At 68.5% G+C, this 14,889-nt stretch carries 13 protein-coding genes; 9 read left to right on the forward strand and 4 right to left on the reverse strand.

From position 1 onward, the window contains the following. Positions 1-146: 146 nt before the first annotated feature. Positions 147-884: a TlyA family RNA methyltransferase gene (locus E5N76_RS05330; protein WP_149536264.1), complete on the forward strand. Its 738-nt coding sequence runs from the start codon at positions 147-149 to the stop codon at positions 882-884. Positions 885-915: 31 nt separating this feature from the next. After that, positions 916-1,377, forward strand: coding sequence for a PaaI family thioesterase (locus E5N76_RS05335; protein ID WP_149536265.1), 462 nt, complete (start codon positions 916-918; stop codon positions 1,375-1,377). Positions 1,378-1,784: 407 nt separating this feature from the next. On the opposite strand, the gene E5N76_RS05340 is transcribed toward E5N76_RS05335, so the two are convergent. Both E5N76_RS05340 and E5N76_RS05345 read right to left on the reverse strand, forming a co-directional pair. Next, positions 1,785-3,428 carry a hydantoinase B/oxoprolinase family protein gene (locus E5N76_RS05340; RefSeq protein WP_149536266.1) on the reverse strand — a complete coding sequence of 548 codons (1,644 nt, stop codon included), beginning with the start codon at positions 3,426-3,428 and terminating at the stop codon, positions 1,785-1,787. Further along, positions 3,425-5,476, reverse strand: coding sequence for a hydantoinase/oxoprolinase family protein (locus E5N76_RS05345; RefSeq protein ID WP_149536267.1), 2,052 nt, complete (start codon positions 5,474-5,476; stop codon positions 3,425-3,427). Before E5N76_RS05345 ends, E5N76_RS05340 begins: the two co-directional genes overlap by 4 nt. A gap of 125 nt (positions 5,477-5,601) precedes the next feature. On the opposite strand from E5N76_RS05345, the gene E5N76_RS05350 reads away from it, so the two are divergent. From E5N76_RS05350 to E5N76_RS05370, 5 genes are all read left to right on the forward strand, one after another. Then, entirely contained in the window at positions 5,602-7,200 is a 1,599-nt protein-coding gene (locus tag E5N76_RS05350; protein ID WP_149536268.1) for a GMC family oxidoreductase, read from the forward strand. 72 nt (positions 7,201-7,272) lie between these two features. Then, a complete protein-coding gene (locus E5N76_RS05355; protein WP_149536269.1) occupies positions 7,273-8,028 on the forward strand; it encodes an SIR2 family NAD-dependent protein deacylase in 756 nt (251 codons plus the stop codon). A 12-nt stretch (positions 8,029-8,040) separates the two neighbouring features. Further along, positions 8,041-8,940 carry an LLM class F420-dependent oxidoreductase gene (locus E5N76_RS05360; protein WP_149536270.1) on the forward strand — a complete coding sequence of 300 codons (900 nt, stop codon included), beginning with the start codon at positions 8,041-8,043 and terminating at the stop codon, positions 8,938-8,940. A gap of 2 nt (positions 8,941-8,942) precedes the next feature. Further along, positions 8,943-9,884 (forward strand): LLM class flavin-dependent oxidoreductase, encoded by a 942-nt coding sequence (locus E5N76_RS05365; RefSeq protein ID WP_149536271.1) that lies wholly within the window; start codon positions 8,943-8,945, stop codon positions 9,882-9,884. A 9-nt stretch (positions 9,885-9,893) separates the two neighbouring features. Further along, positions 9,894-10,535: a histidine phosphatase family protein gene (locus E5N76_RS05370; RefSeq protein ID WP_149536272.1), complete on the forward strand. Its 642-nt coding sequence runs from the start codon at positions 9,894-9,896 to the stop codon at positions 10,533-10,535. Positions 10,536-10,542: 7 nt separating this feature from the next. Here E5N76_RS05370 and E5N76_RS05375 read toward each other — a convergent pair whose 3' ends face one another. Both E5N76_RS05375 and E5N76_RS05380 read right to left on the reverse strand, forming a co-directional pair. Next, on the reverse strand, positions 10,543-11,091 hold the full coding sequence (locus tag E5N76_RS05375) for an OmpA family protein (RefSeq protein ID WP_149536273.1): 549 nt from the start codon (positions 11,089-11,091) through the stop codon (positions 10,543-10,545). A 119-nt stretch (positions 11,092-11,210) separates the two neighbouring features. Then, positions 11,211-12,173: a hypothetical protein gene (locus E5N76_RS05380; protein ID WP_149536274.1), complete on the reverse strand. Its 963-nt coding sequence runs from the start codon at positions 12,171-12,173 to the stop codon at positions 11,211-11,213. 243 nt (positions 12,174-12,416) lie between these two features. Between E5N76_RS05380 and tagH the strand changes: the two genes are divergently transcribed. After that, the gene (gene tagH, locus E5N76_RS05385) at positions 12,417-14,201 is read left to right on the forward strand and encodes a type VI secretion system-associated FHA domain protein TagH (RefSeq protein WP_149536275.1); all 1,785 of its coding nucleotides are present in this window, start codon (positions 12,417-12,419) and stop codon (positions 14,199-14,201) included. 199 nt (positions 14,202-14,400) lie between these two features. After that, the gene (tssJ, locus tag E5N76_RS29350) at positions 14,401-14,871 is read left to right on the forward strand and encodes a type VI secretion system lipoprotein TssJ (RefSeq protein WP_187829990.1); all 471 of its coding nucleotides are present in this window, start codon (positions 14,401-14,403) and stop codon (positions 14,869-14,871) included. The last annotated feature ends 18 nt before the right edge of the window (positions 14,872-14,889 follow it).

A 14,889-nucleotide genomic window follows, 5' to 3' on the forward strand; every position in this document is an offset into this window, starting at 1 on the left:
GGGACCGAGGGGCCTCACCTCCTTGGGCTTCTGCGTCCCAAGAGGAGGCAGGGCCGGCTGGCTGGGACCGGCGCGGTGCCGGCAGGGTGAACGACAATCACGCTCCTGGTCTCGCGGGACATGGTGCCAAAGGGCAGGACAGCCGGATGCCGAGGAACCGTGCGGACGCGCTGCTGGTGGAGCTTGGCCTGGCCGAGAGCCGGACGCGGGCGCAGGCGCTGATCCTCGCGGGCAAGGTCTATTCGGGCGAGCGGCGCATCGAGAAGCCGGGGCAACTCCTGGCCGAGGGGATGCCGCTCGAAATTCGCGGCCAGGACCATCCCTGGGTCTCACGCGGCGGAGTGAAGCTGGCGCATGGCCTGGCGCATTTCGGCCTCTCGCCGGCGGGCCGGATCTGCCTTGATATCGGGGCCTCCACCGGCGGCTTTACCGATGTCCTGCTGCAGCATGGCGCGGCGAAAGTCTACGCCGTGGATGTCGGCCATGGCCAGCTTGCCTGGAGGCTGCGCAACGATCCCCGGGTCGTGGTGCGGGAAAGGGTGAATGCACGCCATCTGGACGCTTCCCAGGTACCGGAGGCGCCGGGGGTGCTGGTCTGCGACGCCAGCTTCATCGGATTGCAGACCGTGCTTCCGGCGCCTCTCGGGCTTTGCGCCCCCGGCGCCTGGGCCATTGCACTGATCAAGCCGCAATTTGAGGTGGGGCCGGCCGTTGCGAAGGGGGGCGTGGTCCGCGACCCGGCGGTGCATCAGGCGGTGTGCGACCGTATTGCTGCCTGGTGGTCCGACCTGCCTGGCTGGCGCATGCTGGGCGTGGAACCCAGCCCCCTGCTAGGTCCGGAGGGCAACCGGGAGTTCCTGATTGCGGCGCAGCGGGCGGAATGACGCAGCGCAGCAACGCGGCTATATCAGCGGCATGACCGATATCTCGCCCCCCGAAGCCCGGTTTCCCGGGCTGCAGACCGCCACCGTCCCGCCGGCCCTGCAGGCCGAGGGCTGGAAGCCTGTCCCGGCGAAGGACTACCCGGCCATGATCGGCCCCTTCTTCGCCCGCCGTGCTGAGGAGAGCTGGGAGTACGCGTTCCTGCCGGAGCAGCGACATCTCAATATCGGTGGCGTCGTCCATGGCGGCATGTTGATGAGCTTTATGGACGATGTGCTCGGCATGACCGTATGGGAGGCCGTCGGGCGCAAGCCAGTGACGACCGTGCAGCTCAATCATCATTTCATCGCCCCAGGCAAATTGGACGAGCTGGTCATCGGCCGTGGCGAGGTTCTGCGCGTGACGCGGAGCATCGTCTTCATCCGGGGCACGCTGATGTCGGCCGGTCGCGTGCTGGTGCATGGCGATGGCGTATGGAAGATTCTTGGGAGCTGACTGCGCCAAGGATTGCCATGTGCGGTGCCGGCGTGGCAGGGCGTTCGAGGTTATCGCCAATTGTGACGGACGACGATCAACTTACGGTTGTATTGATTGTCGCTCTGTTCCATCAAAATGACGTTTGATTCGAAATTGCAGGCACGAAAGCGCCGTTAAATGACCAGCGATTCGATGTGCCTGAGTTCAATTTTTCGTGTGATTCGTAAAATGGCCTGAAGAGACAAAAAATTACGATGAACCGGATGGGGCGCCTTCTCGGTACGAATCAGAAACATTCGACTCGGACGGACTCCAGGCGGCGGGAGGCGTTACCCGGGAGCATACAGCGGGGGCGCCCCGTTGGCCGTCGGCCTCTGGCACCCTCTCAACATTGTCGGATGTCGCCTATCCCCGCCGCGTGGGGCTCAGACCTTGCCGTCAGCAGCATCGGCCTCCCTGGCGCCCGGGCCGCGCAGGCCGGGGTCGCCATAGCCGCCTCCCCCTGCTGTTTCGATAACGACGCGATCTCCCTTGTTCAACCGGGTGACGATCTTTGAGGGGATCACCTCCTGCTGGCCATCGGCCCGGTGAATGACGCTGACGGCCCGTGCGCCCTCCGCCCCCCCGAACAATCCTGGCGCTGCGCTGAAATGCCGTTCGCTCCGATGGGTGAAGGAGACATCATCCACCAGCGCCTCGTATTCCCGGATGGTGCCCAGGCCACCACGCCAGGTGCCGTCTCCACCGGAGCCCGGACGCAGGGCGACGCGGTTCAGGCGGATGGGCGTTTCCAGTTCGGCCGCCTCGGCCGGCAGATTCATGCAATTCGTCGCATCTGTCTCTATGACGTCCACGCCGTCGCTGCCGCGGGCGGCGCCGCTGCCGCCGGCGATCAGGTCGCCGGTGACGAAGGGCGTGCCATCCGGCTTCCGACCGCCGAAGGCGACGATCACCATCTGCCCGGCGGAAGGCGCCGGGATGCGGTCTGGCAGCACTTGCGCCAAGGCGCCGATTATTGTGCCCGTGATGCGCTTGATCGTCGAGGTCCGGGCATTCACCGGGGCCGGTTCTCGCGGGTTGACCAGCGTGCCTTCCGGCAGATGCAGGGTGATCGGCCGGAAGCAGCCGCCATTGGTCGGGATTTTCGGGTCGGTCAGCGCCCGCACGGCGAAGCAGGCGGCGGCAAGCGACCCCGAAGGCACGCAATTCAGCGGCCCCCGGACCTGGGCGGAGGTGCCGGCGAAGTCGATATGGACGGCATCGCCCGCGATGGTCACGGCCACTTCGATGCGGATCGGCTTCTTCAGCTCCACCCCATCATTGTCCAGCCAATCGACATGACGGTAGGTGCCGTCCGGAATAGCGGCGAGGGCCAGCCGCGTCATCCGCTCTGAGCGGTCGAGCAATTCGTGGAAGATGGTGGTGAGAGCATTGCCGCCCTGTTTCTCCGCCAGCTCCGCGACCCGCCTGGCGCCGACGGCGCAGGCCGAGACCTGGGCGTGCAGGTCGCCCATCACGGTGTCGGGGATGCGGACATTCTGCCGGATCATCGCTTCCAGCGTCGCATTCACCACGCCGCGGTCACGGAATTTCAGGGGCGGGATGCGCAGGCCTTCCTGGAAGATCTCGGTCGCGTTGGTGGGGACGGAGCCGGCCGATAGCCCGCCCATATCCTGGTGATGCGTCATGGCCGCAGCGAAGGCGATGATACGGCCCTGGACGAAGATCGGCTGAATGACGGCGATGTCCGGCAGATGCGTGCCGCCGCAATAGGGGTCGTTCAGCACATAGCTGTCATCCGGCTGCATCGTCGCCGGCGGGAATTGCTGCAGGATCCGGGCGACGGCCGGGATCAGTGTGGCCAGGTGGATCGGAATGGAGCAGCTCTGCGCCAAGGTCTGGCCATCCGCGGTGAACAGCCCCGCCGAGGCATCCAGACCTTCCTTGACGATGGGCGAGAAGGAGGAGCGCAGCAGGGTGGACTGCATCTCATTGGCGATGCCTTCCAGGCGATGCCGCGTCACCTCGACGGTGATGGGGTCGAGTCCGGCCGTGCTGAACCCATTCATGCCCGTGCCTCCTTGCGAATCAGCAGCGCACCGCCGGGGCCGAGCTGCGCCGTCCAGCCCGGCTCGACCAGTATCGTCGTATCCGGCTGCTCGATGATGGCCGGACCGGGGATGCGGTCCTCCGGCCGGATGGCCTCGCGCTGCCAGATCGCGGCGATAACGGGGGTAGCGGACTGCCGCACCCGGATCGGCCGGGTGCCCGGCGGCGCCGCTTCGCCCTGCCGCACGCCGATCCCGCCGGCCACGCTGCCGGCGCGGGAGCGGTGGACGCTGCGCAGATTGACGAATTTGGCCGGCAGCTCCGGCGCATGGCCATAGACCCGGCGGTGCGCGGCGAGGAAGGCCGCATAGGCCTCGCCGATCGGGTCGGCAGCCTCGAGGCGCAGCGGCACGTCCAGCCAGTAGGATTGGCCAATGTAGCAGAGATCGGCGGCATGGCTGATCTCCACCGCCTCCGCTGCGAGCCCTTCCGCTTCAGTCAGGCTGCGGCAGCGCGCATCCAGCCCCGCCAGGGCCGGGCGCAGCAGGGCGGGATCAAGCCCGGCGCAGGCATGCGGGAAGGCCGCGGCGACTTCATGCTCCACCGGCGCGCCGAGCAGCCCCGCAGCCGCCAGGACACCGGGATGCGGCGGGACGATGATGGTGGAAATGCCGAGATCCTCGGCCAGGGCGCAGCCATGCATCGGCCCGCCGCCGCCGAGCGGCAGCAGCGCATAGCCGCGCGGGTCGATCCCTCGCCCGATCGAGACCAGCCGGATCGCTTCCGCCATCTGCGCATTCAGCACGCGGTGGATGCCGAGCGCGGCATCTTCCAGGGCGAGCCTGAGCGGCCGGGCGACGGTGTCTTCCACCGCCTGCCGCGCCAGCTCCGGCTGCAGCCGCAGCATGCCGCCGGCGAAATGCTGCGGATCAACGTAGCCGAGTACGACGGAGGCATCCGTCACTGTCGCGCGCCTGCCGCCCCGGCCATAGCAGGCCGGCCCCGGTTCCGAGCCGGCCGATTCCGGGCCGACCCGGAGCGAGCCCGCCGCGTCGATCCAGGCCAGGCTGCCGCCGCCCGCGCCGATGGCAGTGACATCCACCATCGGCACCCGCACGGTGAAGCCGTCGATCAGGCCCTCCGCCCGGATCAGCGGCATGCCGTCCGAGATCAGCGCGATGTCGCAGGAGGTACCGCCGATATCGACGGTGATGAGGTCGCGGAAGCCGGCATTCAGCCCGACATCGAGGCCACCGACGACGCCGCCCGCCGGGCCGGAGAGGAAGAGCCGCACCGGCCGCTGCCGGGCGATGGCAGAGGACATCAGCCCGCCGCGCGATTGCATCACCTGCAACGTGGCCGGCACGCCGGAAGCGGCCAAGCCGGTTTCCATGTTTTCCAGGTAGTCGGCGACCAGGGGCTTCACATAGGCATCGAAGGCGGTGGCGCAGACACGCTCATATTCGCGGAAGGCGGGATCGACCTCGGAGGAGAGCGAGACGGGAAGGCCCGGCGCGATCGCGGCGATGATCTCCGCAATTCGGCGTTCATGCGCGGGATGCAGGAAGGCGAAGATCAGGCACACGGCAATCGCCTCGACGCCCTGCGCCAGCAGCTCCGTCACGGCCTGCCGGGCGCTCGCTTCGTCCAGCGGCACCAGGACCCGGCCTTGCGCATCCACCCGTTCCCGCACCTCCCGCCGAAAACGCCCTGGCGCGAGGAAGGCTGGCGTTTCCGTGTGCAGCACCAGATCGTACATCTGGTGCCGCATCTGCCTGCCGATCTCGATGACGTCCTTGAAGCCCTCCGTGGCGATCAGCCCGATGCGCGCCCCCTTGCGTTCCAGCACGGCGTTGGTGGCGACGGTGGTGCCATGGGTGAAGCGGCTGATCGCGCCGGCCGGCACCTGCCACTCCGCACCGGCGGTCTCGAGCGCTGCCAGCATGGCCTTGCTCGGATTGCCCCTAGTGGTCGGCACCTTGGTCAGCCGGATGCTGCCATCCGGGGCGCGGCAGACCACGTCGGTGAAGGTGCCGCCGATATCGATGCCGAATTCGTAGCTCGCCATGGCCTCCCCGCCGCCGCATCTGCCGGCGAAGCTAAGCAAGGATCGCGCCGGAGGGGAAATGCGCCGTGGCGGGGGCTTGACCCGGCCCCGCGCCGAGGGCGCAATCCGGCCGGGGGGAAGAGTCCATGGATGATACCGATTATCTTGTGATCGGCGCCGGGTCGGCCGGCTGTGTGGTGGCCAGCCGGCTGAGCGAGACCAAGGCCCGGGTGACTCTGCTGGAAGCGGGGCCGAGCGATTGGTACCCGTGGATCCACATCCCCGCCGGGATGCTGAAGCTGGTGCGCAACCCGCGCGTCAACTGGATGTACGCGACGGAGCCGGAGAAGGGCAGCAATGACCGGGCGATCCACTGGCCGCGCGGCCGCGTGCTCGGCGGCTCCTCCTCTATCAACGGCATGCTCTATGTCCGCGGCAACCCGGCGGATTTCGACCTCTGGGCGCAGATGGGCTGCCGCGGCTGGAGCTTCGACGATGTTCTGCCCTTCTTCCGGAAGTCCGAGCATTACGTGCAGGGCGGGGAGGCGGAGTATCGCGGCCAGGGCGGGAAACTGCGGGTGGAGGATTACCGCACCATCCTGCCGCTGACCCATCGCTTCGTCGAAGCGGCGCAGCAGGCCGGACATGTCTTCCGCAAGGATCTGAATGGGCGGGAGCAGGAGGGTGTCGGCTATTCGCAGATGACGCGGAATGGCCGGTTCCGCGGCTCCACGGCCCGTACCTTTCTGGCCGCGGCCAAGGGGCGGCCGAATCTGCGCATCGAGACCGGGGCGGTCGCCACGAAGCTGCTGTTCGAGGGGCGGCGCTGCATCGGGGCGCGGCTGCGCCAGGGCGGCGTGGAGCGCGATATCCGCACGGCGAAGGAGGTGATCCTTTCCGGCGGCGCGGTGAATTCGCCGCATCTGCTGCAGCTTTCCGGCCTGGGACCGGCAGAACACCTACGCGGGATCGGCGTGGAGGTGCTGCAGGACATGCCCGCAATCGGCGCCAATTTGCAGGACCATTACGTGACCAGGGTGCAGCATCGGGTGAAGGGCGAGATCTCCACCAACCAGCTCGCCCGCGGCTGGCGGCTGTTGCGGGAAGCGCTGCGCTATGCCGTGGATGGGCGCGGCGCCCTGACCTTCGGCGTGACGACCGCGCAGGTCTTCTGCCGGTCCCGCGAGGGGCTGGCGAGCCCCGACCTGCAATTGCTCTTCACCCCCGCGACCTATGAGCGGGATGTGGTCGGCACGCTGGAGAAGGAGCCGGGGATGACCGTCGCGGTCTGCCCGGTGCGGCCGGACAGCCGCGGCACCATCCTGGCCAGGTCGGCCGACCCGCTGGAGAAACCAGCCATCCGGCCGAATTACCTCGGCGCGCCCGGGGACCAGCAGGTAATGGCGGCGGGCATCCGGCTGTCCCGGCAGATCCTCGCCGCCCCGGCCATCGCCCGGCATAGCGCCTTCGAATTGATGCCAGGTCCGGAGGTGACGAGCGATGCCGATCTCCTCGCCTATATGCGGCAATACGGCAGCACCATCTACCACCCAGTGGGTACCTGCCGGATGGGTGAGGATCCGGCCAGCGTGGTGGATAGCCGGCTGCGGGTCCGTGGCGTCGGTGGCCTCCGGGTGATCGATGCTTCGGTGATGCCGACCCTGACCACGGGGAACACCAATGCGCCGACCATCATGATCGGCGAGAAGGGGGCGGCGATGATCCGGGAGGATATGGCCGCCTGAGCCGCCCCGCCCCCCCGGGGGGGGGACGACCACCCGCTTGCCCGGAGGCCCGATCCGCGCCACCCTCCACCCATGGAGCGGTCGTCCGACATCGCCGAGCTCAAGCGGCTGCTGGCCGGGGCGGAGCGTGCCGTGGTGTTCACCGGGGCCGGCATCAGCACCGAATCCGGCATTCCGGATTTCCGCAGCCCGGGCGGCATCTGGACCCAGATGAAGCCCATCATGTTCCAGGATTTCTGCGCCTCCGCCGAGGCGCGGCGAGAGACCTGGCGCCGCCGTTTCGCGTCGGATCCGGTGATGCGCGCCGCTGAGCCCAATCGCGGCCATCGCGCCGTGGCGCGACTGGTGCGGGAGGGCAAGGTTTCCGACGTCATCACCCAGAATATCGATGGGCTGCACCAGGCCTCCGGTATTCCGGACCGGCAGGTAATCGAGCTGCACGGCAATACCACCTATGCCACCTGCCTCGATTGCGCTGAGCGCTACGAGATCCCGGAACTCCGCCAGGCCTTCGAGCGCGACGGCGAGGTGCCGGACTGCCGGGCTTGCGGCGGCTTCGTGAAGCCCGCCACCATCAGCTTCGGCCAGGCCATGCCGGAAGCCGCGATGCTGCGGGCGGAGCAGGCGATGCGGGCGGCCGATCTCTGCCTCGTCCTCGGCTCCTCCCTCGTCGTCTATCCGGCGGCCGGCTTCCCGGAAATGGCGAAGCGCCGCGGGGCGAAGCTTGTCATCGTCAACCGGGAGGAAACGCCGCTCGACCCCTGGGCCGACCTCGTGATCCATGACGGGATCGGCGATGTGATGGGGGACGCCGTCGGGACCAATTAAGGGAGGCTGGACATGCGGTTGGGGGTGATGCTGCCGCTCTCCGATATCGGCGGCGAGCCGGAGGTGGTGCGGGATTTCGCCCTCGCCGCGGAGGAGATCGGCTTCACCAATCTCGGCCTGGCCGACCATGTGCTGGGGGTGAACGTCGCCTCCCGCCTGGATTGGGGGGACCGCAACACCTCCGCCGACCTGTTCCATGATCCTTTCGTCTGCTTCGGCTTTCTCGCCGCCTGCTGCCGGAAGACGACCGAATTCTCCACCCAGGTGCTGATCCTGGCGCAGCGCCAGGCGGCGCTGGTGGCGAAGCAGGCGGCCTGCCTGGATGTGCTGTGCGAGGGGCGCTTCCGCCTTGGCGTCGGGGTGGGCTGGAACCCGGTGGAATTCACCGCCCTGAACGAGAATTTCCACAATCGCGGCCGGCGCAGCGCGGAGCAGGTGCAGGTGATGCAGGCCCTCTGGGCGCAGCCGCATGTCACCTTCGAGGGGCGCTGGCACAGGGTCGAGGATGCCGGGATCAACCCGCTCCCCGTGCATCGCAAGGTGCCGGTCTGGTTCGGCGGCCATGTCGAGCAGACGCTGGAGCGCATCGCCACCCTGGGCGATGGCTGGATCATGAATGCCTACGGTCCGGGCGCCGAGATCGAGGCGGCCTGGGGCCAGATCCATCGCCAGGCGGAAGCAGCGGGCCGCGACCCGGGGCAGATCGGGCTGGAGGTCTGGATCTCCGGCGGTGGGGGTGACGAGACAAGCTGGGCCGAGGAGGCGCGCTACTGGAAGCGCCTCGGTGCCACGCATCTGACCCTGACGAATACCTACAACCGCCGCCGCCACAAGCGCATCCCGGGCCGCTCCGTGGCGGAGCATTTGGCGGCGATGCGCCGTTTCCATGCGGCTGTGGCGGGGTTGCTCTGACCATGGCCCGGCGCATCGCGATTGGCCTGGGGCTGATGGAGTTCCCGTTCTCCGGCGCCGCTGCCTTCTGGCGCTGGGTGGATCTCTGCGAACAAGGCGGGGTGGACAGCCTCTGGCAGACCGACCGGATCGTCAGCCGCCAGCCCATCCTGGAGTGCATGGCGACGCTCGCCGCCCTGGCCGGCCGCACGCGCCGGCTGAAATTCGGCGTCAATGTCGTCTCCCTGGCGATGCGGGAGCCGGTGCTGCTGGCCAAGCAATGCGCCACCATCGACATGCTCTCCGAGGGGCGGCTGTTGCCGGGCTTCGGTATCGGCAGCCCGCTGGCGCCGGAATGGGCGGCGCTGGGGCTGGAGCCGAAGGAGCGCGGCCGGCGGACCGACGAGGCGCTGGAGATCATTGCCCGCCTCTGGCGCGGCGAGACCGTGACCTATGAGGGCCGCCACAACCGGCTGCGCGAGGCGAGCATCTCGCCCCTGCCGGTGCAGCCCGATTTGCCGATGTGGATCGGCGGCGGCTCCGAGGCGGCGATCCGGCGGACGGCGCGCTACGGCACTGGCTGGCAGGGCGGGCCGGAGACGCCCGAGGAGGCCGGCGCGATCGTCACGGCCATCCGCGCGGCGCTGCGCGACACCGGGCGCGAGATCGACGAGGACCATTACGGCGCGGCCTTCGCCTTCCGCTTCGGCGGTGCCGATGACCCCGGCGTGGCCCGGTTCCGCGCGGCCTATGAGCGGCGGACCGGCAAGAGCGCGGATGGGCGGTTCGTCATCGGCGATGCGGCCGCCATCCTGGGGCGGATCGCCGCCTATGTGGAAATGGGCATTTCCAAATTCATCCTGCGCCCCGCGGCCGGGGACGACGCGGAGATGGAGTGGCAGACCCGGCGGTTGATCGAGGAGGTGCTGCCGGAGGTCGCCCGCCTTTGGCCTAGATCCGGCTGAACGACGCCGGTGATCCATCTCGCTCTGGTGCTTCTTCTGCTGGTCTGGCCGAGTGTGGCGCCAGGGGCTCCGGCGGCGAGCCGCACCGAGAACGCCGCCGGGCAAAGCCTGCTGGCGGCGCTGCGCGACGGCGGGCTGGTGCTGTTCTTCCGCCATGCCGATACGCGCGGCGAGCCCTGTGACCGCAGCTTCCGGCTCGGCGACCGCGCCGGGCAACGCAACCTGTCGCCGGCAGGACGCCGACAGGCGCAGGAGATCGGTGCCGGCCTGGCGGCGCTCGGCGTGCCCTTTCACGTCCCCATTCTCGCCGGACCGGTCTTCCGCGCGCGGGACACCGCGGAACTGGCCTTCGGGGCCGACCGGGTAGAGGTGACCGACAGCCTGCTCGCCGATGACTATGCGCGGGACCGGCTGCCCTGGGTGCTCGCCGAGCACCGACGCCTCTTCGCCGCGCCGGTGCCGCCCGGCGGCAACCGCGTGCTGGTCGGCCACCGGACCCCGGCGATCATGGTCGTCGGCGAGGAAATCGGCGGCACCGCCTTTCCGGAAGGGGCGGCGCTGGTGATCCGGCCGGGCGGGGAGGGCTTCACCCTGCTCGGCATCCTGGAACTCGTTCCCCTGCCGGGGGGCGGGTTCCACGGCTGCGGCTGAAGGGGCTTCAGCTATTGCCGATATGGATGTCGATGAGGTCCGTCATCTCGTCACGATAGCCGGGATGGCTCGGGTCCCGGGTCTCGCGGTGCAATCGCGCGCGGTCGATACCGGCGGCGACCAGGGCGTCCTCCACCATCTGCAGCCGCATCTGCAGCATGGCGGCCGGCATCGCCCCGCCGGCGGGATCCGCCTGGCCGATGAGCCGGAGCGGCGCTTCGGCCTGGGCCCTGGCCGCTTCTACGACCCGGGCGACGGATTTCTTCGCCTCATTGTCCAGCAGGGCGGACCAGGGGCTGAAGCTGACCACGATGCCGGTCCCGAGGCCCTGCAGGCGCCGCACGATATTCGGATGGATCGCCCAGGGATGGCTGAAATCCGCCTGGTCGCCGGCATGGTAGCGCCAGAGCGCGTCGACTTCCGCGGATTCCCGGCAGGTGACGATCTCGAAGCTGGTCTCAGGCGGCAGGGTATTGGCCAGCAGGTCGTCGAGGTGGTCCACACCGGCAACCAGCCAGGTGGTGCCTTCGAATTGGGCGAGGATGATGTCGGGCATGTCTCGATATCCTCAACGGGCCGCCGTGGGGACGCTTGCACGATCCTGGCGCGGCAGGAAAGGCCGACCATCTCCCGGCCATAGCCGGGCGGGCCAGGCAGCGCACTTCAGGCGGTGTGCTACTTGATCTTCTCGATCTCGTTGATCAGCCCCTGGGTCTCCTTGCCGAGCGCTTCCAGCTTGCCCCAGGCGGGCTCGATTTCGGGCGCGTTCGGCCATTTGGCGAGCCTGAAATCCGCGCGTCCGGCGCGGACCAAGGCGATCCAGCCATTGAGCAGGGCCTGGGTTTCGCTGATCACGCCCGAGATCTCGTCGATGCGCTTCGGATATTTCCCGAAGCAGTCGGCGAGCTTGTTCAGCGCCTCGCGCATCGCCTTCTGCGACGGGCTTTCCTTGGTGGCCGCCTTGGGGGGGTGGAGGCTGGGCGGCCGGGCCTTCATCCATTTCTGGATGTTCTTGAGGTCGCCGGTGAAGGTGGCGATCAGCTTCTCCGCCGGATCCTGGACCTTGATTGTCCACACCTCGTCCTTGCCACCCTTCTCGGGCAGCTTCGGGGCTTTCGGCCCGGCCAGGGAATCAGCTTCGAGCTTCAGGTCGAGCAATCCGCGGTCGAGCTCCTGGAACACCTTCAGGATCGCCTTGATCTTCGCCATGGTGTCCAGGAACTTCTTCGTCCCGCCTCCCTTCGGGTCGAAGGTCTCCGGCTGCTGCTGATCGGTCCCGCACAGATCGTCGATGGTGGCGTCCAGCAACTTGGTCAGTGTCCGCTTATAGGGCGCCAATTCCTTGTTGATCTGTGTCTGGGCCGGCTTCAGCGCCGAGGGCGGCACGTTGTTCTTCGAGGTGATCTTGTTTTCCTTCAGCACCTCATCGACCACATAGCTGATGGTGCCGAAGATGCCCTGGGCGGCCTTGTCGAAATCCTTTTCGATGTCCTTCAGCGTAATATGATCTTCATCGGTTTTTACCGATTTGTCGTAGGTGAAGGTCGGCAGGTCGAGGAAGCTTTTGACGAGCTGGGGGAATTTGCCTTGGTAGCGCTCAGCGTATTTAACGCTGATCTTGACCTTCAACTCCGCCATAGCCGCCCCCCACGCTCGGTCCGTCATTAACCCTAACCGAAATACACCCGGCTGCGTAGCGGTTCCGCTTCGTGCGGGGAGAATGTCGCGGTGTTACGCTGGTCACTTGCAATCTGCCGTGAGGCGAACGATCCTCCGGCCCGGTGGCCGGGGCGACGCTGCGCCTTTGTCACCTCAGGACAGCGAAAGGGTAGCTGCCATGTGCATGACCTGCCTCGCCACCTTTGTGCGCTGGCTTCGGACATGCCGCTGACCCTCAGCCTGGCCGGGGAGGGCCCGCTCGGTCCGGTGCAGGAAGTGCGATCGCTTGATCGCGGCAGCCTCTCCCTCGGCCGCGGGCCGCAGAATGACTGGGTACTGCAGGATGCCGCCGCGCAGCTTTCCAAGCTGCACTGCACGATTGCCTTCGTCGCCGGCAATTACGTCCTGACAGATGTCAGCACCAACGGCGTGTTCCTGAACGGCGCCCCAGAGCGGATGCCACGTGACAGCCAGGTGGTGCTGCAGGAGGGCGATGAGTTCCGCCTGGGCGACTATGTGGTGCGGGTTTCCACCCAGGGGCCGGGCCCGGCGGCCTTCGCGCCGGTGGCCTCCACGCCCGTTGCCGGCGATCCCTTCGCCGCGGATCTGCTGGAAGACCCGCTGGGCCCGCCGCCGCCCGGCTTCTCCCACCCGCAGCGGATCGAAACGCCGATGCCGCGGGGGATGGACCCCTTCGATATCGCGGAGGAGAGCAGGCCGACCGCGCCGGAGATCGACAAATTCCGCGGCAGGGAGGCCGATCCGTCCTGGAGCGGCGCGGCACAGCGTGACAATGCGGATATCGGCAACCACTTCTACGCCGCGCCGCGCGTGGTGGCGCAGCCGACGCTGAGCGATGCCGATCTGGACGCGCTGCTCGGCGACCTGCCGCTGGGCCCGGGGGCCGGCGGGGCGGCCGCGCCGCCGCCGCCCTTCAACCCGCCGCCCACCCCCTTCGGCGGGCCGCAGATGGGGGGGCTTGCCCCCGTCGCCGGGACGGTGCCGGCGGATATCGACTTCGACGAGTTGCTGGGCGACCTGACGCCCGGGCAAGGCTTCGCGCCGGTGCCGCAGCCGGCGCCGGTCGTGGTGGAGACCCCGGCGGCCCCGCCCGCCCCGGTGTTGCTTGCCCCGGTGGTGGTGGCGGAAGCACCCGCGCTCCTGCCGGTGGTTGTCCCGGCCGCGCCGCCGGTGGTGGCGGAACTGCCGGCGGTGGCGCCCGCGCTGGCCGCCCCCGCGATTGCCCTGGTTCCGTCGGACCCGGCCGCCCCGCCGGCGGGGCGGAGCGAGAATCCCTTCGATGAGCCGGATCGGCCCGGCGTGGCCCTGGCCCTGCCGCCGGCCACCCCGGCGATGGCAGCCGCGCCGCTCCCCGCCCCGCCGGCGCCGGTGCCGGCCGCCACGGCCACCACTTCCACCGCGGATGCAGCACGGCTGATGGCGGCGTTCCTGGAAGGCGCGGGGCAGCCGAAGGTGGATCTCGCCGGCCAGGATCCGGAAGCCTATTTCCGGCTGGTCGGCCAGCTCATGAAGGTCATGGTCGAGAATCTGCGTGACGTTCTGATGTCGCGCGCCGAGGTCAAGCGGGGCTTCGGTATCGAGCAGACCATGCTTCAGGCGCGGAACAACAACGTCCTGAAATTCTCGGTGACGTCGGAGGATGCGGTGGCGGCGATCCTCCAACCCGGACGGCCGGGCTACCTGCCGCCGCTGAAGGCGACCGAGGATGCGTTCCGCGACCTGCGGTCCCACCAATTGGCGGTCATGGCCGGGGTGCAGGCGGCGCTGGTGGCGCTGCTGAAGCGCTTCGACCCGGCGGCGATCGAGGCCCGTATCACCTCGGCCGGGCTGCTTGGCAACCTGCTGCCCGGCAGCCGCAAATCCCGCACCTGGGAGCTGTTCTGCAACACCTATGCGGACATCGCCCGCGAGGCGGAGGAGGATTTCCAGGCGGTCTTCGGGCGTGAATTCGCCCGGGCCTATCAGGACCAGGAAAAGAAGCTGTAGGGCGCCACGGCAGGCCGGCGCGCCCGGCGCCCACGAGCCTCGCCGCTTCACAACTCGCGGCAAGGTGAGATGCCATGGCGGCCGGACCGTTCCACCTCTGGGCGAAGCCGGCGGAGTTAGGATACACTCACGGTGCTGTGGGTGTGGCAACAGGGCGGGCCAAAGCCGCCGGCACCCGTGGTCGTCTTGGGGGATATGCATGGCGCATACGGTGCTTCGCTTTGCCTGGCTGATTGGGCTCCTGGCGGGACTCTCGGCCTGTGCGCCGCCGGCTCCGCCGCCGCCAACCGTGGTGAACCTGACCCTGAAGGCGACCGGGGATGTGAACCCGACGGAAGCCGGCGCGGCGGCGCCGGTGCAGTTGCGCGTCTATCAGCTCACCTCGACCGCCGCCTTCAGTGGGGCCGAGTTCTTCGCCCTGTTGGACCGCGAAGCAGCCACCCTCGGCGATCAGCTCGTGCGGCGGGAGGATTTTCTCCTGGCGCCCGGTGCCACCCTTACCAGCACCCTGAATCCCGAGGCTCGAGTGACGTCGCTCGGGATCTTCATTGGGGTTCGCAGCGTCGATGGCGTGACCTGGCGTGCCACCTGGGCGGTGCCGTCCAACAAGACGAGCGCCGTCACCGTCACCGCCGCCAGATCCGGCCTCACCGTGGCGCCGACCCCGTGACGCGGTGGCCGGCGGCAG

This window comes from Siccirubricoccus phaeus, assembly GCF_008360935.1.
Taxonomy (GTDB): domain Bacteria; phylum Pseudomonadota; class Alphaproteobacteria; order Acetobacterales; family Acetobacteraceae; genus Siccirubricoccus; species Siccirubricoccus phaeus.

Excerpts from the sequence above, each read along its gene's own strand:
- E5N76_RS05375 (WP_149536273.1), bottom strand. The coding sequence starts at position 11,091 with ATGCCCGACATCATCCTCGCCCAATTCGAAGGCACCACCTGGCTGGTT.
- E5N76_RS05355 (WP_149536269.1), top strand. The coding sequence starts at position 7,273 with ATGGAGCGGTCGTCCGACATCGCCGAGCTCAAGCGGCTGCTGGCCGGG.
- E5N76_RS05350 (WP_149536268.1), top strand. The coding sequence starts at position 5,602 with ATGGATGATACCGATTATCTTGTGATCGGCGCCGGGTCGGCCGGCTGT.
- E5N76_RS05330 (WP_149536264.1), top strand. The coding sequence starts at position 147 with ATGCCGAGGAACCGTGCGGACGCGCTGCTGGTGGAGCTTGGCCTGGCC.
- E5N76_RS05380 (WP_149536274.1), bottom strand. The coding sequence starts at position 12,173 with ATGGCGGAGTTGAAGGTCAAGATCAGCGTTAAATACGCTGAGCGCTAC.
- E5N76_RS05335 (WP_149536265.1), top strand. The coding sequence starts at position 916 with ATGACCGATATCTCGCCCCCCGAAGCCCGGTTTCCCGGGCTGCAGACC.
- tssJ (WP_187829990.1), top strand. The coding sequence starts at position 14,401 with ATGGCGCATACGGTGCTTCGCTTTGCCTGGCTGATTGGGCTCCTGGCG.
- tagH (WP_149536275.1), top strand. The coding sequence starts at position 12,417 with ATGCCGCTGACCCTCAGCCTGGCCGGGGAGGGCCCGCTCGGTCCGGTG.
- E5N76_RS05365 (WP_149536271.1), top strand. The coding sequence starts at position 8,943 with ATGGCCCGGCGCATCGCGATTGGCCTGGGGCTGATGGAGTTCCCGTTC.
- E5N76_RS05360 (WP_149536270.1), top strand. The coding sequence starts at position 8,041 with ATGCGGTTGGGGGTGATGCTGCCGCTCTCCGATATCGGCGGCGAGCCG.
- E5N76_RS05345 (WP_149536267.1), bottom strand. The coding sequence starts at position 5,476 with ATGGCGAGCTACGAATTCGGCATCGATATCGGCGGCACCTTCACCGAC.
- E5N76_RS05340 (WP_149536266.1), bottom strand. The coding sequence starts at position 3,428 with ATGAATGGGTTCAGCACGGCCGGACTCGACCCCATCACCGTCGAGGTG.